A 26,233-nucleotide genomic window follows, 5' to 3' on the forward strand; every position below is an offset into this window, starting at 1 on the left:
GCGGCTCTCTCTCTGAAATCGGCTTGATTAGAGTCCCGAAGGGTGGCGCATCACGTGGCCCTTACCAGCACGGGTCTCCGGCTTCCAGCGGGGACCGCTGCGGCCGCCGGGGCCACCGGTATCGAGGCGGAGGCCGGCGACAGTCATGAAGACGTGGCCATTCCGGACATAGACGGTGATCCAATCGCCCTCGCCTTTCTTGCCGTAGTTGAAGTAGCCCTTGCTGGGCATGGAGCCCTTGATCAGGCCGGACTCGCGGAGGACGTAGGAGACGGTGCCGGAGCAGTCGTAACCGCTATCGTTCTGGCGGGCGTGGCCACCGCCCCACTTGTAGGGCTTGTTCTGGAGGCGATTGCCGGCGGCGATGGCGCGCTTTACCTCGAGAGGGGCCTTCTTCGGCGCGTAGGCGATGCCGTTCTTCAGCATGGCGGTGCGGCCGCTTTCAAAACGATAGGAAACAGGCTGTTTCGCCTTCACCTGGCCACCGCAGGAGCTAAGCCCCACGGCAACGGAGAGCAGAGACAGAAGTAGGAAAAGTCGTTTCACGGAGTGGACTTTAAGGATTTCTTAAATTTTTACAAAAAGTTTTTGCCCCTTGATGCTGAGGCCGTTCGCTTAGCCTTGGCTTGCTAGATCGTCGTAGCAGCCGAGGAAAAGCTCGCGGAGGTTGCCGCGGCAATTTGCGAGGCGTCGATCCAAATCGGGCTTAAAACGAGCGACCCACTCGGGAGCGGCGCGCGTTAGAAGCGCTGCAGCGAGCTGAGGATCAGGCTCCAAACGGCAGATGAGCGGCCAAGATCCCGGGGACCAGCGGGCGGCGATTTTTCCGGCGGCATGGCGGGAAGCGCGCCGGAGGAGCAGGCGTTCGCGCCAAGGGAGGTGCTGCTCGCCATCGATCAGGAGAATGCGTCCGCAGCACTCCTCCAAGGTCCGGAGGTCTTCCGGAGAGAGGCGGCGTTTCTCATCATTGAGGAAGATCCGGAGGGGTGGCTGTCCTCTTTCCTGCAGCCGCTTGGCCCATGCCCGGAGCAAGGTGGTCTTCCCCGCTCCGTGGCGACCGCAGATCGCGCCGCGGAAACCGAGGGACGCCCAGCGGCTTTCTAGAAGCTCCCAAGTGCTGCCGATCAAGACCGGATCGAAGGCGAGGACCTTCTCGAGCCGGGCGGGAGCGAAGGGATTTTCGCGAGCGATCATCGCGGTTTCTGGCTGAGGCGGCGGAGTTTGCCCGCGAGCTTGCCTTCGGACTTCGAGTTTTCGATGGGGCGAAGACGGGTGCCGTTTCCGCCGGGTCCCATGACGAATTCTTCAAGCGCGAGCCCGGCGCCGCGACCCTCGACCAATTCCACGGCCCAGACGATGCTGACCAAGGCGCCATCAACGCTCCAAGGCCAGCCGGGGAGATTGAAGGAAAAGGACCGCTGACCCGTGGACTGGTTACCCAAGGAAAGGGTCTCGATGATGTCCGACTCCTCGTCGCCGCGACCGCGGGTGAACCAGAAAAGGCGGAGTTCGAGGTTCCCGGGTTCCTTGTCGAGCTGCCAGCTCACGCTGCCCTCCAAGGCCTGGTAGGGAGCCAACTGCTTTTTCGTGAGCGTGATGGCATTCATGACAGCTCCTCCTTCACAGGGACGCGGACGGTGATTTCGCGCTCGCCGCGGATGTCGGGTAGCCGGGAGACGACGGCGCGTAGGACGATGAACCAGCGCAGGCGGTTGCTCTTCCCATGGAAGGTCGGCATGGCGTCGGAAGGAATCCGGAGTTCAACGTGCCCTTGGTCCATGGCGATCGGGACGGTGGTTTCGAAGAGGAGCTGCTCGTAGAAGAGCGAGGTCGCGGTGGAGGTGCTGGAGCCGTTGCGATAGGAGGCTTCCTCCTTCCCCACCAGATAGAGGGCAAACTGACTGGGGTGCACCGTGCCGCTGCGTCGCCAGCGAACCGGGGTCGAATCTCCACGGGCCAAGTGCGAGTCTTCCATCTGGATCTCAAACTTCGGCCCGAAGAGCGAGAGGACCGAGTAAACCACCGCGGCGGCCACCGCGAGGCCGATCAAGGCGAAGGGCAGGAAGAAGAGGAACCCGAAGCCATCCGCGATACCGGAATTCCGCATGGGTCCCCAGACCACGAAGTTCCAAATGCCCGCGAAGATCAGCAGGAAGACCAATCCGGCGAAGGGGACGTGGCCGATGCGGACCCAGGAGCCGCTCGGCATCGCCGGGACTGCGCCGGTGCGGGTGAGTCGGGAGGCAGACTGGGGTGAAGGTGCGGAGGGAGAAGGATGGCCCGCCGGCGCGGACCGCTTTTTGAAGATCCCCCGGACTCCGAAGATTCCGATCAGGATGAAGGGCAAGGGAAAGAGCCCGAGGAGCCCCCACCAGCCGGCCTCACGATTCATCACAGCGCGCCATGGCTTCCCTGGATCGACGAAGACTTGGATCTCAGTCCCTGGCGGATGGGCATCCACGAAAGCCTGCTTTTTCGCATGCCCGGAGGAGCTGCCGCCCATCAGATCGCGGCGGTTGGACAGGTAGCTGCGGTCCTTGAAGCCATACTGATAAAGCATGTCGACGGCGTAGGTGGTGCCGTCATCGCTATTCTTGCTAACCACCCGGCTCCAAACGATCTGCGCGGGGACCGGAGACCACTGCCGCATCGACCACCATTCCTTCGCTTTCGGAACGACGAGGCCGAAAAGCAGGCCAAGGCCGACCCCACCGAAGATCAGGAAGAGGATCCCGACAATCGCAGGCGATGCCTGACGCTTGCCCGAACCGGAACGGGAGCTGACGGAAGTGTTGGCTTTTCCAAGGCCACCCCAGATCAGGGCCACGCCGATCAGGACGAAGACTCCGCCGAAGAGCGCGAAGGCGAGGCCGCCCCAGATCCCGCCCTGGCCTCCGGGGAGGAGTGCGGCTTCCGCGGGGTTCGCTGGATTCACACGACACTCGGAGCGACTACCGGCGTGCGTGGGCATCATTCCTTCCGGACCTTGGCAGAGGCGCTCGCGGATCTCCGAGAGATCCTCGAATTCATCGCTGCCTTCCTTGTTCGCCCAAAGCTTGGTGCCGCTGAAGAGGGTCCCATCCACCTCATAGTGGAAAAGCAGATCGGCGCGAAACGGAGGATTCTTCGAGGGGTCCGCGGCGATCTCGAAGCGCTCGATGGTGCAAGGCGTCTCCCGCCAGCCATGAACCGAGAAGGTTTTCCACGCCATCCACAGGCCGGCCACGACGAAGATAGAGCTGAAAAGCGTCCAGAAGATGCCGAAGCCGACGAGACCGCAGCCGCCCTTGGTTTCGCCCGAATTGCTCTTCCCCGCGGTTGGCACGCGAGCGGTCTAGCAGATCAGGAGGCCGCGCGCTGCTGGAAAGTCAGGATGTCTTTTCGAGCCACTCCACGAGCTGCGCCAAGGCACGGCCGCGGTGGCTGAGGGCGTTTTTCACTTCCGCTCCGAGTTCCGCGAAGCTGCGGTCGTGGCCTTCCGGGGCGAAGAGCGGGTCATAGCCGAAGCCGCCGGCACCGTAGGGTTGCTCGAGGATGCGGCCTTCGACGGTCCCGCTGAAGTCGGCGAGGACCTGACCGCCCTTTGCCAGCACCATGGTGCAGCGGAAGCGGGCGGCGCGATCGGATTTCCCGGCCATTTCCACCATCAGGCGGGCGTTGTTCTTCGGGTGATTCCCCTCTTCGCCGCCATAGCTGCTCGACCAGACTCCGGGAGCGCCTCCGAGGGCGTCCACCTCCAGGCCAGAATCATCGGAAAGTACCAGTCCTGTCACTTCGCCGCTGATCGCGACCGCTTTAAGCGTGGCGTTTTCAAGGAAGGTGGTGCCGGTTTCATCGACCGCGGGAAGGGCAGGAAAATCGTTCACATCGAGCACCTTGTAGCGATCCCCGATCATTTCCCGGATCTCTTGGGTCTTGTGCGCGTTGCGGGTGGCGATGACCAGAACGGGAAGCTCGGAAGGCATGTCCCGGGGTAGCTGGAGGGAGCTTCCGGGCCAAGAATTTTGAAATATTCGCCCGATGTGCTACGCCTATAACCACGTAATGAAAGCCATCACCTACCTCGCCGCCTTTACCGTCGGAGCTGCCGCCATGGTGAGCTCTGCCTTCTCCAAGGAACTGGAGGGCTGGTCCACGGATCTGGAGAAAGCCCTGGAGCAGGCGAAGAAGGAGAAGAAATCGATCCTGGTGGAATTCACCGGCTCCGATTGGTGCCCGCCGTGCATCGCGATGCGCAAGGCGGTGTTCTCCAAGAAGGAGTTCGTCGATGCCGCCAGCAAGAAGTTCATCCTAGTGGAGCTCGATTTCCCGAAGGCCGACGAAGCGCTGAAGAAGAAAAACGAACCTTACGCGGAAAAGTACAAGATCGAGGGATTCCCGACCGTTATCCTGCTCAATTCCGAGGGTAAGGAGTTCAACCGCTTCTTCGCCTCCGAATACCCGAAGACGGACCTCTTCCTGAAGCATCTGGACGAGGCGCTCGCCAAGACCGAGCTGGATTGAGCGATTTGATTTCACAAAAGCGCTGCGTTGTTCATGGCAGCCGCCCCGCCCGGAGTCGATCCGGGCGGGGTTTTTCTTTTGGAATATCGGCGAGATCCTGCATTCATAACCTCCATGAAAGCGCTCCTTCGCTTGACTGCCATTCTCGTGGCCACCGTTTCCTGTGCCTTAGCAGGCACGGAGGGGTGGATGACCAATTGGGCCGAGGCCAAGGCCAAGTCGAAGGCCGAGAACAAGCCAATCCTGATCAACCTAACCGGCTCCGATTGGTGTGGCTGGTGCATCAAGCTGCACAAGGAGGTCTTCTCTGAGCAGGCCTTCAAGGACTACGCCGCGGCGAACCTGATCCTGATGGAAGCGGATTTCCCGAAGAAAACGGAACTGTCTCCGGAGCTGAAGGCGCAAAATGCAGAGCTGAAGAAGGCCTATCTGAATGAAGGCTACCCGACGGTGCTGCTGCTGGATGCCGAGGGCAAGAAACTGAGCGAGGACATCGGCTATCTGAAGGGTGGCCCGGAGGTCTACGTGAAGACGATCAAGGAGCTCCTAGCCAAGTCTCAGACGGCCCAGAAGTAAAAGGACCTCCAGGAGCATCCCCTTGTGCCCAATCATGAGTCCTGATAGGGGCTGGTGGTGAATCAGCTCCACGACGCGATCCGCAACGGAAATCTCGATGAAGTCTGCCGCTTGATCGATGGCGGGCTGTCCGTGGAAACATTGGATGAAGCGTCGGGGCAAACTCCCCTGATGGCGGCATGCATCAGCCCGCAAGCGGGTCCCGAGATCGTGCGCTTTCTGATCGAGAAGGGGGCAATCGTGAATGCGGCCAAGAAAGCCCAGGAAGCGCCCAAGCTCGCGGATCTGGATGATTTGTTCAGCGACGAGGAAGCCGATCCAGAGATGAAGGAGATGCTGGAGATGGCGAAGTCCTTCTCCGCGAACTATACGCCGGATGTTCCTCCCATGGCGGCGGCGGTGGGAAAAGAAATCAGCTTGGAGAAGCTCGACCTGATGCTCCAAGCGGGGATGGATCCGGCAGCGCGCTCAACCCAAGGCTACACCTTGGCGATCACCGCTGCCTGCGGAGGACGGATGGATCTGATCCGGCACCTTCTGGATACCGGCACCAAAATTGACGGAAGAACGTCATATGGAGAATCGGTCCTGAGTGTCTTCTCTTCAAGGGGACGATTTGACGAGATCAAGGAATTTCTCGAACGGGGCGTCGATCCCGAGCCGCTCCAGTGGACGCCGCTGCTGAAGGCAGCAGCGATTGGCGATCAAGGAGAGCTTGCAAGGCTCATCGAAGAAGGCGCGGACCTCGAAGAGAAGGACTGCTGGGAAAGAACGCCGTTTCTTCTCTCCGTGCAGGCCGGTGACAGTGGAAAAGCTGCCCTGCTCCTCTCGAAAGGCGCGAAGTCAGAGGCCACAGGACGTTGTGCCCATACGGCGGCGCACTATGCCGCCTCTCGCAACGACGCGGCGATGCTCCGGTGGCTCATCGATCAAGGCTTCACCATCAGTGCGAAGGACCAATTCGGCCACACACCGCTGCGTGAAGCCGCTGAAGCCAGCGCTGGAGAGAGTTTCCGCCTCCTCCTGGAGACGGACCAGTCTTGGGGCCGGACCGCGGATGAGCGGAAGGACGTCTTGGATTGTGTGTCTGATCCGGCGCTCGTGCGAGCGATACTGGAGCGTGGTGCCAGCCTCAGCGAGTTCAGCGAAGAGGCGATCCGCAACTTCATCGGCCTCGGCAATGAGGAACACTTGGTCGCAAGCAAAGCTGAGTATATGGCAGGGCGTTTCCCACGCTTCGGAACGGCGAATCCGGAGCGCATGGACCAGCCATTCTGGAAGGCCATGGTACGCTGCGGGTGGTCCGGCTATCAAGGTGCGGCGACCTTTGAAGATTCCTCCTGCGAACGTGAGGACCCGGTCTGGAGCCACAATCGCTTCGGCATGTCGACCACTCCGCTGCCGGACGGACGCTTCGTCCAGATTGCAGGGGAGCACGAGGATCACTACGACCCGGATTTCTGCATCTACAACGATGTATTCATCCATGATGGCAGGGGGACCTTCGAGATTCTGGGTTATCCCAAGGAGGTTTTCCCGCAGACGGACTTTCATAGCGCCACGCTGGTGGGGGAGAAGATCTATATCATCGGGAACCTAGGTTATCTCCACGAACGAAAATCCGGCCACACTCCGGTATTCGCTCTCCATGTGGACAGTGGCGAAATCGAAACCGTGCCGACCTCCGGGGAGTGTCCGGGCTGGATCCATTCCCATGAGGCGATCCTCGAAGAAGCAGGGACGATCCTCGTCACCGGTGGCAAGGTCTGGACGACTGCTTCCGACGGCGAGCAAACCCTTGAAAAACAAGGCGAGAGATATCGGCTAGACCTCGCAAAGGGGGAATGGAGGAAACTCGGGCTGCAGGAACTCTGACAAGGCCTCCCCGGCGGGGTTTTCCTTTTCAAACTTAGGCTCTTCCGGCAAGTTCCGCGGCCCGCCGGGGCCCGGAAGCCCGGTGATGAAAGCTTTTCCCACGTTTCCCACGATCATGTCCGACAAACGCAAGCCGTTCCCCTTCGATGAATTCGAGCCCGCCTGGCAGGCGCGCTGGGATGCGGAGAAAACCTTCCGCACGCCGAATCCCGGCGATGCGGACTTCGATGCCTCGAAGCCGAAGTTCTACGTGCTCGACATGTTCCCCTACCCTTCCGGTTCCGGCCTGCATGTGGGCCACCCGGAGGGCTACACCGCCACGGACATCATCGGACGGGCGAAGCGCCGCCAGGGATTCAACGTGCTGCATCCGATGGGCTGGGATTCCTTCGGCCTGCCGGCGGAGCAGTATGCAATCAAGACCGGCCAGCATCCGGCGATCACGACGACGCAAAACATCGCGACCTTCAAGCGGCAGTTGAAGTCGCTTGGCTTCGGCTACGATTGGGACCGCGAGATCGCGACGACCGATCCGGAATACGTGCGCTGGACCCAGTGGATCTTCCTGCAACTGTATTCGTCGTACTTCAACGAGGAGGAAGGCAAGGCCAAGCCGGTCGCGGAACTGGAAGCGAAGGGTTGGACGCGCGAGCAGATCGATGCGGTGCGGCTGGCCTTCGTGCACGAGGCACCGGTGAACTGGTCTCCGGACCTCGGCACCGTTCTCGCGAACGAGGAGGTCGAGGAGTGGCGCAGCAAGGGCCACATCGTGGAACGCCGTCCGCTGCGCCAGTGGATGCTGCGGATCACGAAGTATGCCCAGCGCTTGATCGATGAGCTGGACCCGCTGGATTGGCCGGAAGGGATCAAGCTGCTGCAGAAGAACTGGATCGGCCGCAGCGAAGGGGCCGAAGTAGATTTCCCATTGGACGGCCACACGGTGACCGTTTTCACGACGCGTCCGGACACCTTGTTCGGTGCGACCTACATGGTGCTGGCACCGGAGCATCCCTACGTGACGGAGATCACGACAGCGGAGCAAAAGGCGGCGGTGGATGCTTACATCGCGGCCTGCGCGGCGAAGTCGGACCTGGAGCGCGGCGACCTGAACAAGGACAAGTCCGGTGTTTTCACGGGGGCCTATGCGACGAACCCGGTGAACGGCGAGAAGATCCCGGTGTGGATCGCGGACTATGTGATGATGGGCTACGGCACGGGAGCGATCATGGCAGTACCTGCGCACGACGAGCGAGACTTCGAGTTTGCGAAGAAGTTTGATCTACCGATCGTGCAGGTGGTCCAGCCGAACGGCGATCAGGACTGGCAGGGCTACACGGACCCGGGCACGGCGGTGAACTCCGGTTTCCTGGATGGACTGCCGACTGCTGAAGCGAAGGCAAAGATCATCGATTGGCTGGAGTCCGGATCGAAGGGCAAGCGCCGCGTGCAATTCAAGCTGCGCGACTGGTTGTTCTCCCGCCAGCGCTACTGGGGTGAGCCTTTCCCGCTGACCTGGAAGGATGGCAACCACTACGCGGTGCCGGATGCGGAGCTGCCGCTGCTGGCTCCGCCTCTGGAAGACTATAAGCCGAGCGGCTCTCCAGAACCGCTGCTGACGAAGGCACGCGAGTGGGTGGAGCTGCCCGATGGCTCGATCCGCGAGACGAACACGATGCCGCAGTGGGCAGGGTCCTGCTGGTACTACCTGCGCTACTGCGACCCGCGGAACAGCGGCCGCTTCATCTCGAACGAAGCCGAGTCCTACTGGGGCGGTGGCGACAAGCCGGGCATGGTGGATCTCTACGTGGGTGGTACGGAGCATGCCGTACTTCACCTGCTGTATGCGCGCTTCTGGCACAAGGTGCTCTTCGACCTGGGCCACGTGCGGACGACCGAGCCTTTCCAAAAGCTGGTAAACCAGGGCCTGATCCTGGGTGAAGACGGCCAGAAGATGTCCAAGTCCCGCGGCAACGTGGTGAATCCGGACGACGTGGTGCGCGAGTACGGTGCGGATTCCCTGCGCCTGTATGAGATGTTCATGGGCCCGCTGGAGCAGGTGAAGCCATGGAGCATGAAGGGCGTGGAGGGAGTTTCCCGCTTCCTGGCCCGCGTGTGGCGCGTGGCCTTCGAGGAAAACCAAGCCGGCGAGTGGGTGAACTCTTCCAAGATCCAGGATGTCCCCTGCAGCGACAAGGCGCTGCTGAAGGTGGTGCACGAGACGATCAAGAAGGTGACCGATGACATCGCGAAGATGTCCTTCAACACGGCGATCTCGCAGATGATGGTGTGCACGAATGCCTTCACCTCTGCCGAGGTGGTGCCGCTGAATGAATTCCGCGCGCTGCTGCACGTGCTGAACCCCTTCGCGCCGCACCTGACGGAAGAGATCCATGCGCGCCTGGGTGGCAGCGCCATGCTGGCCGACAGCGAGTGGCCGAAGCATGACGAAGCCGCACTGGTGACCGATGAAATCGAGCTGGTGGTGCAGGTCAACGGCAAGCTGCGCGACAAGATCGTGGTGGCGAAGGACGCCGACCAGGCGACCGTGGAATCGACCGCTCTCAACACCGCGAAGGTGAAGGAGCAGATCGATGGCAAGACGGTGCGCAAGGTGATCGTGGTGCCCGGCCGTCTGGTGAACATCGTGGCCAACTGATCCACACGGATATGGAGGATGCCCTAGCCGCTATCTCCGCGCGGCCCGCTCTGCACGAGTGGATCGCGACGGAGGGCTGGGGCAGCCGCTTCGACCGGATCACGAGGCTGCGTGGGAATGACTACGCGAACGAACGCAGCATCCGGGATGTCGAGTGGATCGACATCGAAGGCGCGGGCGAACTGATTGTCACCGCTTCGGTCCAAGGGACGCGGCGGAAACCTTACGAGACGTCGGTAGTCCTGCGTGAATCGCGAGGACTCTGGACCGTGGAGAGCGAGTGCACTTGTCCGGTGGGTTCGTACTGCAAGCACGCGGTGGCGCTGCTACAGCTGCTGCGGACGAAGATTGCCGAGCCGCCGCCATCACCCGCGCCTCCTGTTTCCAAGACCGCGCTGGAGCCTGGTCTGGCGAGCTGGCTGGAGGAGCTCGAGGCGGCAGCGACACCGGATGATGCCAATGATGCGGTGAAGTCGGCGGAGACGCGCTTCCTCGCCTACTGCATCGAGCGGGCACCGGAGACGGCGCCGCATGAGTTCGAGTTCATCCTGCGGGTGGGAAACCGCCTGAAGGATGGCACCATCCGCATTCTGGGTGGCCAAGCCAGCGCGGATCCCGCGAAGCCGGCACGCTACATGACGCGTGATGACCTGATGCTGGTGACGCTTTACCGGCAGCGGCATCACCGGCACCGCACATGGAACGAGGTGCCGCTGGAAGGGCTGGGCTGGAGCGAGCTGTTAGATGGAGCGCTGAAGACCGGCCGCCTCTTTTTTGGAACGCCGGGCGATGCTTACCGGGGCTCGTCCGCCTATCAGGCCTTGAAGGCGGGTGAAGCGCTGCCAGTGAGCGTGGCATGGGAATCCCAGCCTGATGGCGGGGCGAAGCCGGTGGTGAGCGGCGTGGGCCCGGAGCTTTCCCTGCTGGCGACCATGCCTCCCCGCTATCTGGATCTGGAGCAGGGGCTAACCGGACTACTGAGAAGCCCGGTGCCCGGGCCGGTGCTGGCGGCGTGGCTGCGCGGGCCCGTGATCCCATCGGAGCGGGTCAAGGATGTGATCGGGCGGCTGGGCTCGATGCCTGCGCTTGCACTGCCCCTGCCACTTGCCTTGGAAACCGTGGAGCGTCCGGCGGTCTCGCCGCGGCCTCATTTGCGGGTGCACCGGCATGTGTTTGCCGATGCCTGGCAGCGGAAGGAGGTGATCCTCGGCGAACTGAGCTTCACCTATGGCGATAGCCCGCGGCTTCACCCGCTGGAGCAGGGCGATCCGCAGCAGCACGCAGCTGTCGTGAACGGACAGAGGATTGTCTGGCCACGGGATCTCCAGGCGGAACGCTCGGCGGAGGGACGGCTGGCATCGGTGGGCTTGGTGCCGGTGCTGAGATCAATCCCTAAGAAGCTGGTGGATGCAAGGACCCGTCACTCGGTGATTGCGGCGCGGCCTTTTCCCACGCACGAGGCGGCATGGGTCGAGATACTACAACATCCGTACTTGGAAGAGCTGAAGCAGGAAGGCTGGGTGATCGAAACCGATGCCAATGCCGGGGTGAGATCGCGGCAGGTGGTGGAGTTCCTGCCACAGATCGAGGCGGACGCGGATCATGGGATCGATTGGTTCCGTTTCGATGTTTCCTATGAGCTGGATGGCAAGCGCTTCAGCTTGATCCCGGTGATTGCGGAGGCGATCGCGAGTGGCTTCACCACCGAGGCTGCGACTTCCGGGTTCATCACGATCCGCTGCGAGGATCCGGCGGATGGCTTCATCCGCTTTCCTGCGAAGGAGCTGATGGAGATCGTCGAGCAGGTGCGGCATCTTTTCCAAGGGAGGACCGGGAGCGGACCAATCCGGCTGGACCGGATGGAGGCTGCTGCGGTGGCGGATGGATTGGAGATCGATTCGTCCGATACCTCACGCGTGCTATCGCGGCTGGGGAAGAACCTGCGCGAGATCACGGCGCTGCCGGAGCTGGCAGTGCCGGATACGGTGCAGGCGGAGCTGCGGCCGTATCAGCAGCAGGGTTTCCGCTGGCTGCAATTCCTCACGGAGCACGGCCTGAACGGAATCCTGGCAGACGACATGGGTCTGGGGAAAACGCTACAGACTCTCGCCCATCTGGCGGCGGAGCATGCGAAGCAGCCGGGCAAGCCATCGCTGGTGATCGCGCCGACATCGGTGGTGCCGAACTGGGCGGCAGAGGCGGCGAAGTTCGTGCCGGACATGCCGGTGGTGATGCTGCACGGGCCGCAGCGGCATGAGGCGATCGACCGCATCCCGGAAGCGGCAGTGGTCTTCACATCCTATCCGTTGCTGAGCCGGGACTTCGCGCTGCTCTCGCAGCAGGAGTGGCATCTGGTGGTGCTGGACGAGGCGCAGCACATCAAGAACCCGAAGGCGGCGGTGGCAGTGAATGCGTGCAAGTTGAAGGCGGCGCACCGACTGTGCCTCTCCGGCACGCCGATGGAGAATCACCTGGGCGAGCTGTGGGGCCTGATGCGCTTCCTGATGCCGGGCTTCCTCGGCGATGAGAAGAGCTTCAACACGCGGGTGCGCAAGGCGATCGAGCGCGAGAGATCACAAGATGCGCAAGCGGCACTGAAGAAGAGAGTCGGACCGCTGATCCTGCGCCGCACGAAGGACGAGGTGGCGAAGGAACTGCCGGAGAAGACGGAGATCATTCACGGGATCGAGCTCAGCAAGCGGCAGACGGATCTCTATGAGACGGTGCGCGCTTCGATGGACAAGCGGGTGCGCGAGGCGATCGAGGAGAGAGGCTTGGCGAAGTCCCACATCATCGTGCTCGATGCGCTGCTGAAGCTGCGGCAGATCTGCTGTCATCCGCAGCTCTTGAAGGTGGAGGCGGCAAGGCGCGTGGTAGAGTCGGCGAAGCTGGAATACCTGAAGGACGAGCTGCTGCCGACCTTGCTGGAAGACGGGCGGCGGATTCTAATTTTCTCACAGTTCACCTCGATGCTGGGGCTGATCCAGGAGCATCTGGAGCGCGAGGGGATCCGCCATCTCAAGCTGACGGGACAGACCAAGGATCGCGCGGCGATGGTGAAGGAGTTCCAAAGCGGCGAGGTGCCGGTCTTCCTCATTTCACTGAAAGCGGGTGGCACGGGGCTCAATCTCACGGCAGCGGATACGGTGATTCATTATGATCCGTGGTGGAATCCTGCGGCAGAGAATCAAGCGACCGACCGTGCTCACCGGATCGGGCAGATGAAGCCGGTCTTCGTTCACAAGCTGGTGTGCCGCGGAACCATCGAGGAGCGCATCCTGGAACTGCAGAAGCACAAGGCGGCGCTGGTGGAGGCGCTGCTATCCGATGATACCTCGAAGCTGACGATCGATGCGGCAACGCTGTCGCATTTGCTGGAGCCGCTGGGGTGAGGCTTGCCGCAGGTCCCGATGTGGCGCAGGGTCCGGCATGCTCCTGCGCGTCTCTTCTCTCTTCTTCGCGGCTGCCGGTTTCCTGGCGGCGGCGCCCACGCTGCCTTACAAGGCTGATTTCTCGCGCTTTCCTTCCAACGATTGGAAGACCTTTGACGGCGAGTGGTCGGCACAAGGCGGTGAGCTGAAGGTGAATGGCGGAACCGGCCCGAAGGCCGTGATCAACGGGCTTCAGGGCGGCGATTTCCAATTGGATGTCGAGTTGCGTCCCGAGTCCGCGGGTGCCCAAGCGGGTGTGGTTTTCCGCGCGGATGACTTTGCCGGCGGGATCGATGGCTTTCAAGGCTACTACGCGGGCGTGAAGGCGGGCGACAACCTCGTGATGTGGGGTGCCACCGATCCGAAGTGGCGGGGCATCGCGGTCCGTCCTGTCGAAGTGAAGGCCCGGCAGTGGTATCACCTGCGGCTGCAAGTGGCGGGGGACAATGCGAAGATCTTCGTCGATGACGAGCCGATCACGGAGAACAGCTGGCCGATCTTCGATGGCGTGGACGCTGCCTTCGCGAAAGGCGGCTTCGCCCTGCGGGCCCTGGATGGCGCGGCTTCCTTCCGCAATCTCGAGATCAAGGCGTATCGCCCGGAGGCGCTGGCAAGCAGCTACACGAATCCGGTGCAAAACGGTTGCGCGGATCCGGTAGTGCTGAAGAAGGACGGGAAGTACTACGCCTATACGACTTACAGCCCGGACTTCCCGACGATGCCGCGGGGGATCCGCCTCTACACCTCGAACAACCTGGTCAACTGGAAGGACGAGGGCTTCGTGCTGAAGAATCAGGATAGCTGGGGTGACTCGCGCTTCTGGGCACCGGACATCGTGGAGAAGGATGGCACCTTCTATCTCTACTACGCTGCGGACGAGCGGATGTGCGTGGCTACGGCCAAATCGCCGATGGGTCCCTTCAAGCAGGAGAAGGAGGCCGCGATGCTGCCGGAGAGCATCCGGATCGACGGTCATGTCTTCGAGGACGATGACGGCCAGCGTTACTTCTACTACGTGACCTTCGGCGCAGGGAACGAGATCTGGGGCGGCAAGCTCAATGAGGACATGGTGAGCGTGGATGCTTCCACACTGAAGCTGATGGTGAAGCCGGATCAGGCATGGGAACGCCACCAGGCACCGGTGACTGAGGGCGCGGAGATCCTGAAGCACAAGGGCACCTACTATCTGACCTACTCCGGCAGCCACTTCGAGAACCCGAACTACGCGGTGGGCTATGCCACCTCCGACAGTCCGCTGGGACCGTGGAAGAAATACGAGGCAAACCCGGTGATGAAGTCGACCGAGTATGCCCACGGGACGGCCCACCATTGCTTCACCGAGTCTCCCGACGGAAAGGAGATTTTCATCGTCTACCACCGCCATCACACGCTGAAGGAGACCGAGCCGCGCGCGCTTTCGATCGATCGCGTGCGCTTCGTGCCGGATCCGGCGGGTGGTCCGGACATCCTGCAGATCCACGGGCCGACGTCATCGCCGCAGCCGCTGCCTTCGGGCGCGAAGTAAGGAGCGTTTTCTCCGGAATTTCACATTCGCAGGCTTGCCCGCATCCCTGAGAGGCCTGCTAGACAAGGAGACACCGTGTTGCTTTCCATCACCAACCGTACGCCAGACGCGACGGACCTCGGCCACTTGCTGCACAAGCATCCGGCACGGGGTCATGAGGTCGAGTTGGCATTTGGGAAAGGTCTTGTCTTCTACAGCATGGCCACGGCGGAGGAATGTACCGCGCACCTGCTGGTAGAGGTGGATCCGATCGACCTGGTGCGCTCGGCGAATGCGAAGCAGGCGGGCTGGGCGCTGGGGCAGTATGTGAATGACCGGCCCTATGCGGCGTCTTCCTTTCTCTCCGTGGCGATCTCGCGGGCCTTTGGCACGGCCCTGAACGGTCGCTGCACGAAGCGGCCGGAGCTGGTGGATCAGCCGCTGGATCTGGAGCTGAAGCTGCCGGTGGTGCCCGCGGGTGATGGCGCGATCCTTCACAAGCTTTTCGAGCCGCTGGGATATCAGGTGACGACGCGCAGGCTGGCGCTGGACCCGGCCTTCGAGTCGTGGGGCGAAAGCTGCTTCCATGAGCTAGTGCTGCGCACGGTGCAGCCGCTGCACGTGGTGCTGAAGCATCTCTTCGTACTGATCGGTGCGCTGGATCGCGCGAAGCACTATTGGGTGGGGCGCGATGAGATCGAGAAGCTGCTCGCAAAGGGAGAAGGATGGCTTCCCGATCATCCGGAGAAGGAGTGGATCGTACGGCGCTACCTGAAGTATCAGACGAGGCTCGCACGCGAAGCCCTCGAACGGCTGGCTCCGGAACCCGAGGAAGCGGAGGATGATGGCGAAGAGCCCGCGGACTCCGGCGCCGAACCGGCGGTGGAGAAGAAGATCTCACTGCACGATGTCCGCTTGGACCGCGTGGCTGAATTGGTCGCCGCACTGCATCCGCAATCGGTCGTCGATCTGGGTTGTGGCTCGGGGAAGCTGATCTGCCGGCTCCTGAAGCAGACGAAGATCCCGAAGATTGTGGGCATGGATGTTTCCAGCCATGTATTGGAAATCGCGCATGACCATTTGGAGCGGATCCCGCCCTTCCAACGCCTTCGTGCAGAGATCTTCCTCGGCTCGCTGGTGTATCGGGACAGCCGGATCCACGGGCACGATGTGGCGACGCTGGTCGAAGTGATCGAGCACCTCGATGGCGATCGCTTGGATGCGCTGGAGGAAGTGGTCTTCGCCGCGGCGGCTCCGCGCCATGTGATGGTGACCACGCCGAACCGCGAATACAACGTGCTGTTCGAGGGGATGAAGCCGGGCACACTGCGGCACACGGACCATCGCTTCGAGTGGACGCGGGCGGAGTTCCGCGAATGGGCGGACCGTGTCGCGGGTGCGCACGGCTATGAGGTGACTTATGAAGGGCTCGGCGAAGAGGATGCCGCTCATGGCGCTCCGAGCCAGATGGCGATTTTCACCCGGAAAGGATAACGATGACCCTCCGCCTTCCAGAGCTGTCGCTGGTGCTTCTCATCGGTCCTTCGGGATCGGGGAAGTCCACCTTTGCGCGCAGGCATTTCAAGCCGACGGAGATCGTGTCGTCGGATGCGTGCCGCGGGATGGTGTCGGATGACGAGGATGACCAGAGCGTGACGGCGCAGGCCTTCGCGGTGCTGGATTTCATCGTGCGGCAACGGCTGGCACTGGGGAGGCTGACGGTGATCGATGCGACCAACGTGAATCCCGAGGACCGGGCAAGGCTGATCGCGATCGCGCGCGAGTATCATTTCCTGTGCACGGCGGTCGTCTTCACGTTGCCGGAGAGTCTCTGCCACGAGCGGAACAAATCGCGGCCGGACCGCGACTTCGGACCGCAGGTGATCAAGAACCAGATCAGCCGGATGAAGCGCGGGCTGCGCGGCCTGAAGAACGAGGGCTTCCGCTACAGCCACTTCCTGCGCACGCCGGAAGAGGTGGACGCGGTGGAGGGCATCCAGCGGGATCCCCTTTGGAACAATCGCAAGCAGGATCACGGGCCCTTCGACATCATCGGTGATGTCCATGGCTGCAATGAAGAGCTGCGCACGCTGATCGGGAAGCTCGGCTATGCGATCGAGGATGATGTGGCCACGCATCCCGAAGGCCGGCGGCTGGTGTTCGTGGGCGACTTGATCGATCGCGGGCCGGACTCCCCGAACGTGCTGCGGCTGGCGATGGCCTCGGTGAAGGCAGGCACGGCGATCTGCGTGCCGGGCAATCACGACATGAAGTTCCTGCGCTGGCTGAATGGCAAGAAGGTCCAGCCGACGCACGGACTCGCGGAGACGATCGAGCAGCTCGAAGCGGATCCGCTGGACCGGCGAGATCTCATTTCCTTCCTCGACGGGCTGGTGAGCCACTTCGTCTTCGACGATGGCAAGCTGGTGGTGGCGCATGCGGGCCTGAAGGAGGACATGCAAGGCCGCGGCTCGGGTAAGGTGCGGGAGTTCTGCCTCTATGGCGAGACAACCGGAGAGCGCGACGAGTATGGCCTGCCGGAGCGGCTTGACTGGGCACGCGACTATCGCGGTCGTGCACTGGTGGTTTATGGCCACACGCCTTTCGCAGAGCCCCGCTGGCTGAACCATACGGTGAATATCGATACCGGCTGCTGCTTCGGCGGGGCGCTGACCGCGCTGCGCTATCCGGAGCGTGAGATCGTTTCCGTGCCCGCGCTGCGGACCTATGCGGAACCGGCGAAGCCGCTGCTCGCGCAAGCCACGATCGATGCGCAGCTGCAGAATGACCGCGTGCTGGATCTGGATGACCTGCGCGGCAAGCGCTACATCGATACGACGCTGCGTCCCGCGATCACGGTGCGGGAGGAGAACGTACTGGCCGCGCTGGAAGTGATGAGCCGCTTCGCCGTGGATCCGCGCTGGCTGGTCTATCTGCCGCCGACGATGTCACCCTGTGGCACGAGCTCGCAGGAGGGCTGGCTGGAGCGGCCGGAGGAGGCTTTCCACTATTTCACGCAGCAGGGCATCACGTCCGTGGTCTGTGAGGAGAAGCACATGGGCTCGCGCGCGGTGGCGGTGGTCTGCCGGGATCCGGAGATCGCGATCAGCCGCTTCGGCCTGAAGCAAGCGCGGAGTGGGGTAATCTACACGCGGACCGGGCGGCCATTCTTCACCGAGGAAGCACTGGAGCAGGCGCTGCTGGAGCGCCTGGCATCGGCCCTTGAGCGCGCGGGCATCTGGACGGAACTCGCCACCGAATGGCTGTGCCTGGACTGCGAGCTGATGCCGTGGTCGGCGAAGGCGATGGAACTACTACAGTCCCAGTACGCAGCCGTGGGTGCCGCGGGGATCGCGCATTCCGCCGCGGCGGCAGAGGCACTGGGCATCGCGATTTCGGAAGATCATCTGGAGCCCGAAGTGCGTGCCATGCTGGAAGGCCTGCAGCAGCGCAATGAATCACGCGGGACAATGCTGGACCGCTATCGTGCCGCGTATCGCCAATACTGCTGGGATGTGGTCACGCTGGATGACTACAAGCTCGCGCCCTTCCATTTCCTCGCGGGTGAAGCCGGTCTTTTCACGGATCGCGATCATCCCTGGCACATGTCACTGGCCGGGCGGCTCCACGAAGCGGACCCGGCGCTCTTCCAGGCAACGCGCTGGCGCGAAGTTTCGCTTGCCGATGAAGAAGCGGTGGCCGCCGCCATCCGCTGGTGGGAAGAACTCACCGCAGCCGGTGGCGAGGGCATGGTGGTGAAGCCGCACGGCTTCATCGAGAAAGGCACGCGCGGGCTGGTGCAGCCTGCGGTGAAGTGCCGTGGCCGCGAGTACCTGCGGATCATCTACGGGCCGGAGTACGATCACCCCGACCACCTGCCCCGCCTGAAGCAACGGAACCTGAGCCACAAGCGCTCGATGGCGGACCGCGAGTTCGCCCTCGGCATCGAGGGGCTTTCCCGCTTCGTCGCACGACGCCCGCTGCGCGAGGTGCACGAGTGCGTGCTGGCCGTGCTGGCGATGGAGAGCGAGCCGGTGGATCCGCGCTTGTAGCCGGTCGAGATTTCCATTTCCCGAACGCCCTTCCCTCGCCCATCCTCCGGGCATGGATTTCCTGGCGAACGCGCGGCGAGTGATCGAGATCGAGACGGGTGCGCTGGAGCGCATGGCGGCGCGGCTGGACGGGTCCTTCGTGCGGGCGGTGGAGATGCTGCGGGAAACCCTCGATCGCCGCGGGAAGATCGTGGTGGTGGGCATCGGAAAGTCCGGAAACATCGGCCACAAGATCGCCGCGACGCTGAACTCCACGGGGGCGACGGCGGTGGTGCTGAATTCCCAGAATGCCCTGCACGGCGATCTGGGCATGGTCTCGGATGGCGATGCGGTGCTGCTGCTTTCCTACTCGGGCGAGACGCCGGAGCTGCTGGACCTGCTGCCGCATGTGAAGCGCTTCGATGTTTTCCTGATCGCGCTGACGGGCAAGACGAACTCGACCCTCGGCGAGCATAGCGACGTGGTGCTGGACACCTCGGTGGATCGCGAGGCCTGTCCGCTGAACCTGGCACCGACTTCTTCCTCCACGGCGATGCTGGTGATGGGCGATGCGCTGGCCATGGTGCTGCTGGAGGCACGCGGCTTCACGGAGGAACAATTCGCGCGCTTTCACCCGGGCGGGGCGCTGGGACGGGCGCTGCTAACGCGGGTGTCCGATATCATGCGGGCGGGCGAGCAACTCGCGGCGGTGTCACTGGGCGCGACGGTGCGGGACGCGCTGGAGGCGATGTCCAAGGCGCGGTCCGGTGCCTGCGTGGTGACGGAGACGGACGGACGGCTGGCCGGGATTTTCACGCACGGCGACTTCGCGCGCTGCTACCAGCGGGATGCCTTCGTGGGAGACAAGTCGGTGGCGGATTTCATGACCCGCAGGCCGATCAGCGTGGAAGCGGATTCGCTGGCCGTGGAGGCCGTGCAGACGATCGGCTCGCACCGGGTGGACGACGTGGTGGTGCTGGACGGCGAGGGCCGGGCGGTGGGCCTCGTTGATACCCAAGACCTCGCCCGTCTCAAGATCGTTTGAACACCAATCATTTCTTGATTCCTTAAGAACTCCAAAGTATTCAGGGCCCCGCGCATGGCGAGGACCCGAAAGAAGCAAATCAAGCTGGGCTCGACCACCTCGGGAGGAAATCGCCGTCGCCGCCGCCAGCCCTTGGGTGAGGCGCTGCGCCGCGCCAATGCCCGGGCGCATGAGCGGGTAAACCGCCGGCTGGGCCAGCGCGATCACAAGCACATCCGCGCGGCGATCGCGGGGACCGCTGCTTACGGCTACGAAGAGCCGCCGGCAGGGATGATGATGCGGATGTTCCGCTGGCTGATCGGGCTGGCGATCCTGCCCTTCTGCTGGATCACGTCGTGGACCTTCTTCTCGCAGTTCACGGATGCGACGCTGGATCACGGTTTCTGGCGGATGTCCGCCTTCTGGTACTTCGCGACCGGGGTGCTGCTGATGACCGGATGGTTCTTCAGCGGGCTGCTGCGGCATGTTTTCCTGTATCTCTACGTGCTGGGCCATGAGCTGACGCACATCCTTTTCATCTGGGCCTTCCGCGGCCGTGTGAGCGATTGGGGCGTGAGCCTGGATGGCGGCTATGTGACGACGGACAAGACGAACATCGTCATCGCGCTCTCGCCGTACTTCGTGCCGCTGTGGGCGGCGCTCGGCGTGGCGGTGCATGCCCTGTTCGGCCTTGCGATCGAGATGCCGCCGGTGACCGACAAGATCCTCTTCGGCTGGGTGGGCTTCTTCTGGGCCTTCCACCTTTTGTGGACGCTGTGGATGATCCCGCGGGATCAGCCGGACCTGAAGGAGAACGGCACCTTCCTCTCGCTAGTGATCATCTATCTGGCGAACCAGCTGGTGCTGGCCGCACTGCTCTGCGTGGCGGCACGACCGCTGGGCTTCGGCGAATTCGGCCAGGAGTGGATGGCAAACGCGGCGCGCACCATGGAAGGCGTGATGCGCGTGGTGCGGGAAGTCCGGGTGGAGCTTTGATTGGTTGATCCGGCTGGGAAAGCGGGGGATGAAGGCGCGAGGCGGCGATGGATTTTCTGTCCGTCCGGCTGTCCATCCATCCATTTCCCTAGGGGATATGGATGGATGGACGGATGAGTGTTTCTCGATCACCTCACCAATGCGGCAGGATACGGAGGCGCCTTGTGGAACGCGGGCATTCTTTTCCGCTTCCAAGCACGTCCACCCGGACGACAAAAGTGTCGTCCCTCCATAGACGAGCGCTCGGGCGGGCCCGGGTGTGCCCTAACAGGGTCAAAGGCCCGTCCCACAAGCGCACGTTTGATTGGATCCGGCGCCTCTTGAATCCTAACATCGGAAGCAATCCGGATGGCAGAAATGGCTCAATCGGCCTACTGCACGAGTGCGACATAGAGCAACCAGCCATTTCCCAATACGCCCAAAAGGCCCACGAATCCCGAAGTCCTCACACGCATGATCCCAATCGCAGCACCGGCTGCTGCGATGACGACACCTCCCAAAAAGAGCCAGCCTATATCCGGAGGCACAAACCCGTAAGTGGGTCTGCGAAATGCGTAACGATGCATCGCAATGCTCGCCGGAATGGTGACGAACGGGATGAGATCGAGCCGGGTAAATTTGATGGGAATTCGCATCCGAGAATTGAAGGACAAGCGTCTGTCGCACCTCGCCTTGGTTGGTTCACTGATCAGAATATCGCGCCAGTCCCGATGGGCGATTGCGATAGATGGATAGAAGGCATGAAGATTGCCGGATGTCGTGCGGATGATCTTGAGGGCAACCTCTTCGAAGTTCTCCCAGCCATTGATCTGAAACCAACGCTGCAGCGTCAATAGCTCCAGGCTCACGGAAGCGACTTCGTGTCCTGAAAAGGATTCAGCAATCTGACGGGTCACTTCTGCACTCAGATCCGCGCAGTCGTCCTCGTGCAGGGAAAGCAGCTTTCTTTTAGCCACAGTGAGCTTCTCGCAAACTTGCTGGCTCTGCTTCGACAGATCTTCCATGTGCGCCAGATCACCCTGAAGCACCCCTTCCCTAAGAGCACGCAACTCAAGCTCGCACAGACGCTCGAACTCCAGGGAGAGCATCTCAATTTCCTTCCGGACCTCGGAGGCGCTGGCTTCGTTCATGAGGCAGTCGGTGTCGCGGTGGCTCAAGGAGGGCCCGGAAAGGAGCGAGTGCCAATCTGTTTGTCTCCAGCCCTGAGCCGGGAATCGCGCGGGGGAGGAAGAAGCGGTGTATCGCTGGCATCCCTTCCGACAGGGCCAAGGGCCCGGTGAATTTTCCATTCCATCCACAAGCCTAAGGGGTGTGGATGGAATGGAAAAATGGAGGGGTGTTCCCCGTCATTCCCAGGGCCGACCACCTGAGGTGGCGCCCTTGACAATCGCCATTGAGTGCTACGGTGGTGCATGCGTACGACTGTTCCTTTGCAGCTTATCGCTCTCCTAGGCAGCTTCCTCGGCTTCGGCGCCACGGTGGTGCCGGCTCCGGTCTTCCAAGATGCCACCAAGAAGATCCACACCGAGGGCTACCCGAGATTGTCCCGGACAAACCCATACAAGGCGCCACTTCTCAGCCAGATCATCTTTGACGGCCCTCCTGCGCGGCCAAAGAAAATGAATGAGAGCGCGCCCCCCGGGAAGCCGCGTGAGGCGGGCAAGCGGGCCTAACAGGTACCCGGCCTGCCCAAGCATGGTGCGCTGCAAGCCAAGCCACGGTTCGAACCGATCCGTGGGGGCAGGAGCCGGCGCTACGGGATGATATACGATGGGGAACGGTATCTCTCGTTATCTTCAAACCAAGCCTCCACGTAAGTCAGACGATCCCCGGAAAATTTCAGCACCACGGGGCCCGGAGGCGGCGGGTTCATTTCCCACTTGCTCGTGTGGAACTCCATGGTGACCACCCCGCCGGTCTTCGAGATGCGCTCGGGCTGCCCCCAGTTGCGAAGGATGCCGGATTTGCTCAGCATCCCGCGTCTCTTCTGAAACTGGTGCTCACGGCGGGTTTCCGCATCACTGGTATACGAAAGACCGACCGATCCGCGGGACTCCGACAAGACGAGCTTCTTCCACTTCTGCCGGGACGGTGAGAGATCCACCATCTTTGTATGGGTCGTCGGCGCACAAGATGCCGCGATGAGACAGGAGATGCCACTCAGAATCCAATTTCGAATCATCGTCCAATAGGGCTGCGCCGTTCTGCTCTCCAGGAGCTGCTCGGCACAAACCAAAAAATTCGCGTCTTCAGCGATGAGACGCGCCGCAGATTTTCCCTTCCATCCACAACCCTGGGGGATGTGGATGGAATGGAAAAATGGAGCGGGGGGCAGCGGGCGGGATCCGCTATCGGTAGGGCTTCGCCGCCGCATCGAAGGAGGCCGGATCGGAGCTGGATCTCAGCGCTTCAGCCAATCCCGCGATCCTGAAGCGATTGGACTTCCCTGCCGAATCGTCGAGCCACAAGAGGTCATCGAGCACCCAAGCATTGCCAGACCTCAGCAGGGTGACGGAGGCCCGGTCGATGCTGGTATCATACCATCGGGTTTCCTTGAAACGGATCTCAGCCACGATGGCTTCTCCCTTCCTGGTCACGCCGGTGACCTCCACGGTTTGCGGAATGTAGAGATAGGGCCAAGGCCGCATGGCTGCCACGTTGATTTCATCGGTCACCGTCCTGCCGAGGCTTGCGAGATCGGCATCCGCAAAGCGTCCACGTGCTTCGGCATAGCTACGGGAGAAGTCCCTGAGGGAGGCCCGGTAATCCCGCGACACGGTGGTTTTCAGAGCCGTATCGTCCACTCCCTGCTTCAGCACGGTTTGGACATCCTGTTTCCCGGCAGCGATGAAGAAGCGGTCCAACGCCGCCGACAGCTCCTGCGAAGCGGGCTCTGCCGGCTTGTTGCCCGCAGGTACGGTGGAACAGGCGCAAAGGAACAGCGCTACCAAGAAAGAAAAGATCCTGCACTCCATGTCGTCCTCCGATGATAATGACTCCGGAAGGAATTCCCACTCCATCCATCCGTCCATCCATCCATTTCCCTAGGGGATATGGATGGATGGACGGAGATGAAGGCGACAGCGGCATTCGACCGGCTGCTCTTCTGCCCGGGAGCGCGGAGGCTCCGCCCCGCAGAGTGGTCCTTCGCGGCGATCTCATCGAGAAGGATAGGAGGAGCCAGAACGTGCCACTTCAGCTCATCGAAGAAGGCCCCCAACAAGACGACGGCCTTCCTGGATGAGCACGGATGAACGGACTGCTTCAAGGGTTGCTTCTGCGGGGCGGAGCCTCCGCGCTCCCGGGAAAAGAGCATCCGGTAATCGGCATCTTGGGATGGTCCATCCGTCCGTCCGTCCGTTTCCCCTAGGGCTGCGGACGGACGGACAGCAGACCGAAACACCCCCCCTCTCACCCGTCCTTTTGATAGATGCGGACGTAGTCGACCTCGTAGCGCTGGGGGAATTCCGTCTTGGAAGGATCGCCACCCTGCGGGCCGCCGATGGCCATGTTCAGACGGAAGGCTTGAGGACCCAGGAAGGGATTGATGGCGGGGCCGTCCTGGTTCTTCACGTGCTTCATGAGCTGGGTGTTCAGCACCTCGCCATCCAGCCAGACCGTCATCTTCTCCTCATCCCACTCCAGCACCCAGAGGTGGAAGCGGTCCTTCCACGAATCATCCGTGACGAAGCGCCCGATGGAGTGCGAGCCGGTGTTCCACAGGTCCCGGCCGTGCTTCCCGGCCCAGCAGAAATTCGCGTAAATACGACCGCTGTAGTACTCGAGGATATCGATCTCCCCGGCATGCGGCCAGCGTCCGCGCCCTGTGGTCCAGATGGCAGGCCAAAGGCCGGACAATGGGGTGAAGCGGGCACGCACCTCGAAGCGGCCGAAGGTCCAGTCATGCTTGCCCATCGTGGTGATGGAGGAGGAGGTGTAATCCGCTTCCCAGCGCTGCTTTTTCCAATCGCGCGAGCCTTCCTCGAAGCGTGGATTCTTCACCTTCTCCCGCCGGCCCTCGATGACGAGCAGGCCATTCTTCCGCGAGGCGTTGTCCTTCTGGTACCACTGGAGCTCGTGATTGCGGACGAAGCCTTCCTCAAAGCGCCATTTCGTTTCATCCACCGGGCCATCGCCCTCGAATTCATCCGCCCAGACCAGCTGGTAGGCAGGGTCCCGGGGCGGCTGGACGGCTTCTTCCTCGGCACGCAGCAGGCCGGGCAGGGACATGAGGAGCGCGAAGGAGAGGCGGATCATCGGAGAAAGGAACGCGGGGAAGATGGCAAAGGTTTCGGTAAGGAGTCGTGAAATCGCCTCCTCTTTTCGGGGGAAGTCGTTTATGGGAATAGATCTCCGGAAAAGAAAGCCATGCCCAGCACCGCCGCAGACATCCTCGCCGAACTCCAGCCGCTCGGCAGCGAGAGCTACAAGCGGACGATGATGAAGAACCACGGCGTGAAGGAGCCCTTCTTCGGCGTGAAAATCGGCGACCTGAAGAAGATCCAGAAGCGCCTCAAGAAGGACTACCAGCTGGCGCTGGATCTCTACGCGACCGGGAACTACGACGCGATGTATCTGGCCGGGCTGATCGCGGACGATGCGAGGATGAGCAAGGCGGACCTGAACCTCTGGGTGGAGCATGCCTACGCCGCCTCCCTGCCCGGCGCCACGGTGGCATGGGTGGCCGCCGGGAGCCCGCATGGCCACGAGCTGGCGCTGGAGTGGATCGACTCCGCCAAGCCGCTCACCGCGGCCGCAGGCTGGTCCGTGCTCAGCAGCCTGGTGGCGCTGAGGGAGGATGCGGACCTCGACCTCGCGGAGCTGGGGCGGCTGCTACAGCGCGTGAAGAAGGAGATCCACCAGGCACCGGATGCCGTGCGCTACGCGATGAATAACTTCGTGATCTGCCTCGGCGGCTACGTGGCACCCCTGACCGAACTGGCGATCCGGACCGGCGAGGAGATCGGACCCGTATCGGCGGATCTGGGGAACAATCGCTGCGAGGTCTTCTCCTCCCCCGACTACATCCGGAAGATGCAGGACAAGGGCGTGATCGGGAAGAAGCGGAAGACGGTGAAGTACTGAGCGTACGAGAAGAAACGGTAGGCGACGCGGCCACCGTCCCGGGAGCCGGGCGTCCCGCTTTCTCCGTCCATCCATCCATACCCCCTAGGGAAATGGATGGATGGACACAAAATTCCCGACGTTTCTCCGTGTCGAATGACCTTCGACGTGCCGGTTTCCGGGTGCTCTTCTGCCGGGAGCGCGGAGGCTCCGCCCCGCAGAGTGGTCCTTCATCGCGGTCTCATTGATGAGGACAGGAGAAGCCAGAACGTGCCACTTCAGTTCACCCGCAAAGGTATCCAGCAGGGCGACGGTCTTCCTCGATGATCACGAATGAACGGCCTGCTCCAAGAACGGCTTCTGCGGGGCGGAGCCTCCGCGCTCCCGGCGGAAGAGCACCCGGTCGGGGCACGCCTTCAGCGCTCCTTCCCGCTCCTCCATCCGTCCGTCCGTCCGCAGCCCTAGGGGATACGGACGGACGGACAAATCATGTCCCCTGTCCCGGAGCCCGGAAGGGTCCTTCGTGATGCCGCCGAGTTCCGGCTCTTCCGCCGGGAACCATTCGCCCCCTGA

21 protein-coding genes are annotated in these 26,233 nt (G+C 62.3%); 12 read left to right on the forward strand and 9 right to left on the reverse strand.

The window, feature by feature from the left end; translation table 11 throughout:
• Positions 1 to 27 precede the first annotated feature (27 nt).
• From HHL09_RS11765 to rdgB, 5 genes are all read right to left on the reverse strand, one after another.
• Positions 28 to 546, reverse strand: coding sequence for an NlpC/P60 family protein (locus HHL09_RS11765; RefSeq protein WP_169454831.1), 519 nt, complete (start codon positions 544 to 546; stop codon positions 28 to 30).
• 69 nt (positions 547 to 615) lie between these two features.
• Positions 616 to 1,194, reverse strand: coding sequence for an ATP-binding protein (locus tag HHL09_RS11770; RefSeq protein ID WP_169454832.1), 579 nt, complete (start codon positions 1,192 to 1,194; stop codon positions 616 to 618).
• Complete coding sequence (locus HHL09_RS11775) at positions 1,191 to 1,607, reverse strand: hypothetical protein (RefSeq protein ID WP_169454833.1); 417 nt, start codon at positions 1,605 to 1,607, stop codon at positions 1,191 to 1,193. Before HHL09_RS11775 ends, HHL09_RS11770 begins: the two co-directional genes overlap by 4 nt.
• Positions 1,604 to 3,325, reverse strand: a complete 1,722-nt coding sequence (locus tag HHL09_RS11780; RefSeq protein WP_169454834.1) for a DUF3592 domain-containing protein — start codon at positions 3,323 to 3,325, stop codon at positions 1,604 to 1,606. The genes HHL09_RS11775 and HHL09_RS11780 overlap by 4 nt, the downstream gene beginning before the upstream one ends.
• A gap of 43 nt (positions 3,326 to 3,368) precedes the next feature.
• Positions 3,369 to 3,965, reverse strand: coding sequence for an RdgB/HAM1 family non-canonical purine NTP pyrophosphatase (rdgB, locus tag HHL09_RS11785; RefSeq protein ID WP_169454835.1), 597 nt, complete (start codon positions 3,963 to 3,965; stop codon positions 3,369 to 3,371).
• Positions 3,966 to 4,044: 79 nt separating this feature from the next.
• Here rdgB and HHL09_RS11790 point away from each other — a divergent pair, with 79 nt between their 5' ends.
• From HHL09_RS11790 to HHL09_RS11835, 10 genes are all read left to right on the forward strand, one after another.
• Complete coding sequence (locus HHL09_RS11790) at positions 4,045 to 4,503, forward strand: thioredoxin family protein (protein ID WP_169454836.1); 459 nt, start codon at positions 4,045 to 4,047, stop codon at positions 4,501 to 4,503.
• A gap of 114 nt (positions 4,504 to 4,617) precedes the next feature.
• Complete coding sequence (locus tag HHL09_RS11795; RefSeq protein ID WP_169454837.1) at positions 4,618 to 5,079, forward strand: thioredoxin family protein; 462 nt, start codon at positions 4,618 to 4,620, stop codon at positions 5,077 to 5,079.
• A gap of 57 nt (positions 5,080 to 5,136) precedes the next feature.
• On the forward strand, positions 5,137 to 6,954 hold the full coding sequence (locus HHL09_RS11800) for an ankyrin repeat domain-containing protein (protein ID WP_169454838.1): 1,818 nt from the start codon (positions 5,137 to 5,139) through the stop codon (positions 6,952 to 6,954).
• A 115-nt stretch (positions 6,955 to 7,069) separates the two neighbouring features.
• Positions 7,070 to 9,610 carry a leucine--tRNA ligase gene (gene leuS / locus HHL09_RS11805; RefSeq protein ID WP_169454839.1) on the forward strand — a complete coding sequence of 847 codons (2,541 nt, stop codon included), beginning with the start codon at positions 7,070 to 7,072 and terminating at the stop codon, positions 9,608 to 9,610.
• An 11-nt stretch (positions 9,611 to 9,621) separates the two neighbouring features.
• Positions 9,622 to 13,002, forward strand: a complete 3,381-nt coding sequence (locus tag HHL09_RS11810) for a DEAD/DEAH box helicase (protein WP_169454840.1) — start codon at positions 9,622 to 9,624, stop codon at positions 13,000 to 13,002.
• Positions 13,003 to 13,039: 37 nt separating this feature from the next.
• Positions 13,040 to 14,566 carry a family 43 glycosylhydrolase gene (locus HHL09_RS11815; RefSeq protein WP_169454841.1) on the forward strand — a complete coding sequence of 509 codons (1,527 nt, stop codon included), beginning with the start codon at positions 13,040 to 13,042 and terminating at the stop codon, positions 14,564 to 14,566.
• Positions 14,567 to 14,641: 75 nt separating this feature from the next.
• Complete coding sequence (locus tag HHL09_RS11820) at positions 14,642 to 16,039, forward strand: 3' terminal RNA ribose 2'-O-methyltransferase Hen1 (RefSeq protein WP_169454842.1); 1,398 nt, start codon at positions 14,642 to 14,644, stop codon at positions 16,037 to 16,039.
• Positions 16,040 to 16,041: 2 nt separating this feature from the next.
• Positions 16,042 to 18,597 carry a polynucleotide kinase-phosphatase gene (locus HHL09_RS11825; protein ID WP_169454843.1) on the forward strand — a complete coding sequence of 852 codons (2,556 nt, stop codon included), beginning with the start codon at positions 16,042 to 16,044 and terminating at the stop codon, positions 18,595 to 18,597.
• A 52-nt stretch (positions 18,598 to 18,649) separates the two neighbouring features.
• On the forward strand, positions 18,650 to 19,621 hold the full coding sequence (locus tag HHL09_RS11830; RefSeq protein WP_169454844.1) for a KpsF/GutQ family sugar-phosphate isomerase: 972 nt from the start codon (positions 18,650 to 18,652) through the stop codon (positions 19,619 to 19,621).
• A 54-nt stretch (positions 19,622 to 19,675) separates the two neighbouring features.
• The gene (locus HHL09_RS11835; protein ID WP_169454845.1) at positions 19,676 to 20,596 is read left to right on the forward strand and encodes a hypothetical protein; all 921 of its coding nucleotides are present in this window, start codon (positions 19,676 to 19,678) and stop codon (positions 20,594 to 20,596) included.
• Between the two features lie 371 nt (positions 20,597 to 20,967).
• Here the strand turns inward: HHL09_RS11835 and HHL09_RS11840 are convergent, their stop codons facing one another.
• Positions 20,968 to 21,726, reverse strand: coding sequence for a hypothetical protein (locus HHL09_RS11840; protein WP_169454846.1), 759 nt, complete (start codon positions 21,724 to 21,726; stop codon positions 20,968 to 20,970).
• 282 nt (positions 21,727 to 22,008) lie between these two features.
• Between HHL09_RS11840 and HHL09_RS11845 the strand changes: the two genes are divergently transcribed.
• A complete protein-coding gene (locus HHL09_RS11845) occupies positions 22,009 to 22,269 on the forward strand; it encodes a hypothetical protein (RefSeq protein ID WP_169454847.1) in 261 nt (86 codons plus the stop codon).
• Positions 22,270 to 22,349: 80 nt separating this feature from the next.
• Here HHL09_RS11845 and HHL09_RS11850 read toward each other — a convergent pair whose 3' ends face one another.
• The 3 genes from HHL09_RS11850 to HHL09_RS11860 form a co-directional block, all read right to left on the reverse strand.
• Positions 22,350 to 22,778 carry a hypothetical protein gene (locus tag HHL09_RS11850; RefSeq protein ID WP_169454848.1) on the reverse strand — a complete coding sequence of 143 codons (429 nt, stop codon included), beginning with the start codon at positions 22,776 to 22,778 and terminating at the stop codon, positions 22,350 to 22,352.
• A gap of 166 nt (positions 22,779 to 22,944) precedes the next feature.
• On the reverse strand, positions 22,945 to 23,571 hold the full coding sequence (locus HHL09_RS11855; RefSeq protein ID WP_169454849.1) for a hypothetical protein: 627 nt from the start codon (positions 23,569 to 23,571) through the stop codon (positions 22,945 to 22,947).
• A 436-nt stretch (positions 23,572 to 24,007) separates the two neighbouring features.
• Positions 24,008 to 24,853, reverse strand: coding sequence for a glycoside hydrolase family 16 protein (locus tag HHL09_RS11860; protein WP_205761038.1), 846 nt, complete (start codon positions 24,851 to 24,853; stop codon positions 24,008 to 24,010).
• 111 nt (positions 24,854 to 24,964) lie between these two features.
• On the opposite strand from HHL09_RS11860, the gene HHL09_RS11865 reads away from it, so the two are divergent.
• Complete coding sequence (locus tag HHL09_RS11865) at positions 24,965 to 25,681, forward strand: DNA alkylation repair protein (RefSeq protein ID WP_169454850.1); 717 nt, start codon at positions 24,965 to 24,967, stop codon at positions 25,679 to 25,681.
• The last annotated feature ends 552 nt before the right edge of the window (positions 25,682 to 26,233 follow it).

The organism is Luteolibacter luteus, from assembly GCF_012913485.1.
Classification (GTDB): domain Bacteria; phylum Verrucomicrobiota; class Verrucomicrobiia; order Verrucomicrobiales; family Akkermansiaceae; genus Haloferula; species Haloferula lutea.

Coding starts and splice junctions, on each gene's coding strand:
- HHL09_RS11770 (WP_169454832.1), bottom strand. CDS start 1,194: ATGATCGCTCGCGAAAATCCCTTCGCTCCCGCCCGGCTCGAGAAGGTC.
- HHL09_RS11775 (WP_169454833.1), bottom strand. CDS start 1,607: ATGAATGCCATCACGCTCACGAAAAAGCAGTTGGCTCCCTACCAGGCC.
- rdgB (WP_169454835.1), bottom strand. CDS start 3,965: ATGCCTTCCGAGCTTCCCGTTCTGGTCATCGCCACCCGCAACGCGCAC.
- HHL09_RS11790 (WP_169454836.1), top strand. CDS start 4,045: ATGAAAGCCATCACCTACCTCGCCGCCTTTACCGTCGGAGCTGCCGCC.
- HHL09_RS11795 (WP_169454837.1), top strand. CDS start 4,618: ATGAAAGCGCTCCTTCGCTTGACTGCCATTCTCGTGGCCACCGTTTCC.
- leuS (WP_169454839.1), top strand. CDS start 7,070: ATGTCCGACAAACGCAAGCCGTTCCCCTTCGATGAATTCGAGCCCGCC.
- HHL09_RS11810 (WP_169454840.1), top strand. CDS start 9,622: ATGGAGGATGCCCTAGCCGCTATCTCCGCGCGGCCCGCTCTGCACGAG.
- HHL09_RS11815 (WP_169454841.1), top strand. CDS start 13,040: ATGCTCCTGCGCGTCTCTTCTCTCTTCTTCGCGGCTGCCGGTTTCCTG.
- HHL09_RS11825 (WP_169454843.1), top strand. CDS start 16,042: ATGACCCTCCGCCTTCCAGAGCTGTCGCTGGTGCTTCTCATCGGTCCT.
- HHL09_RS11830 (WP_169454844.1), top strand. CDS start 18,650: ATGGATTTCCTGGCGAACGCGCGGCGAGTGATCGAGATCGAGACGGGT.
- HHL09_RS11835 (WP_169454845.1), top strand. CDS start 19,676: ATGGCGAGGACCCGAAAGAAGCAAATCAAGCTGGGCTCGACCACCTCG.
- HHL09_RS11840 (WP_169454846.1), bottom strand. CDS start 21,726: ATGAACGAAGCCAGCGCCTCCGAGGTCCGGAAGGAAATTGAGATGCTC.
- HHL09_RS11845 (WP_169454847.1), top strand. CDS start 22,009: ATGCGTACGACTGTTCCTTTGCAGCTTATCGCTCTCCTAGGCAGCTTC.
- HHL09_RS11850 (WP_169454848.1), bottom strand. CDS start 22,778: ATGATTCGAAATTGGATTCTGAGTGGCATCTCCTGTCTCATCGCGGCA.
- HHL09_RS11855 (WP_169454849.1), bottom strand. CDS start 23,571: ATGGAGTGCAGGATCTTTTCTTTCTTGGTAGCGCTGTTCCTTTGCGCC.
- HHL09_RS11860 (WP_205761038.1), bottom strand. CDS start 24,853: ATGATCCGCCTCTCCTTCGCGCTCCTCATGTCCCTGCCCGGCCTGCTG.
- HHL09_RS11865 (WP_169454850.1), top strand. CDS start 24,965: ATGCCCAGCACCGCCGCAGACATCCTCGCCGAACTCCAGCCGCTCGGC.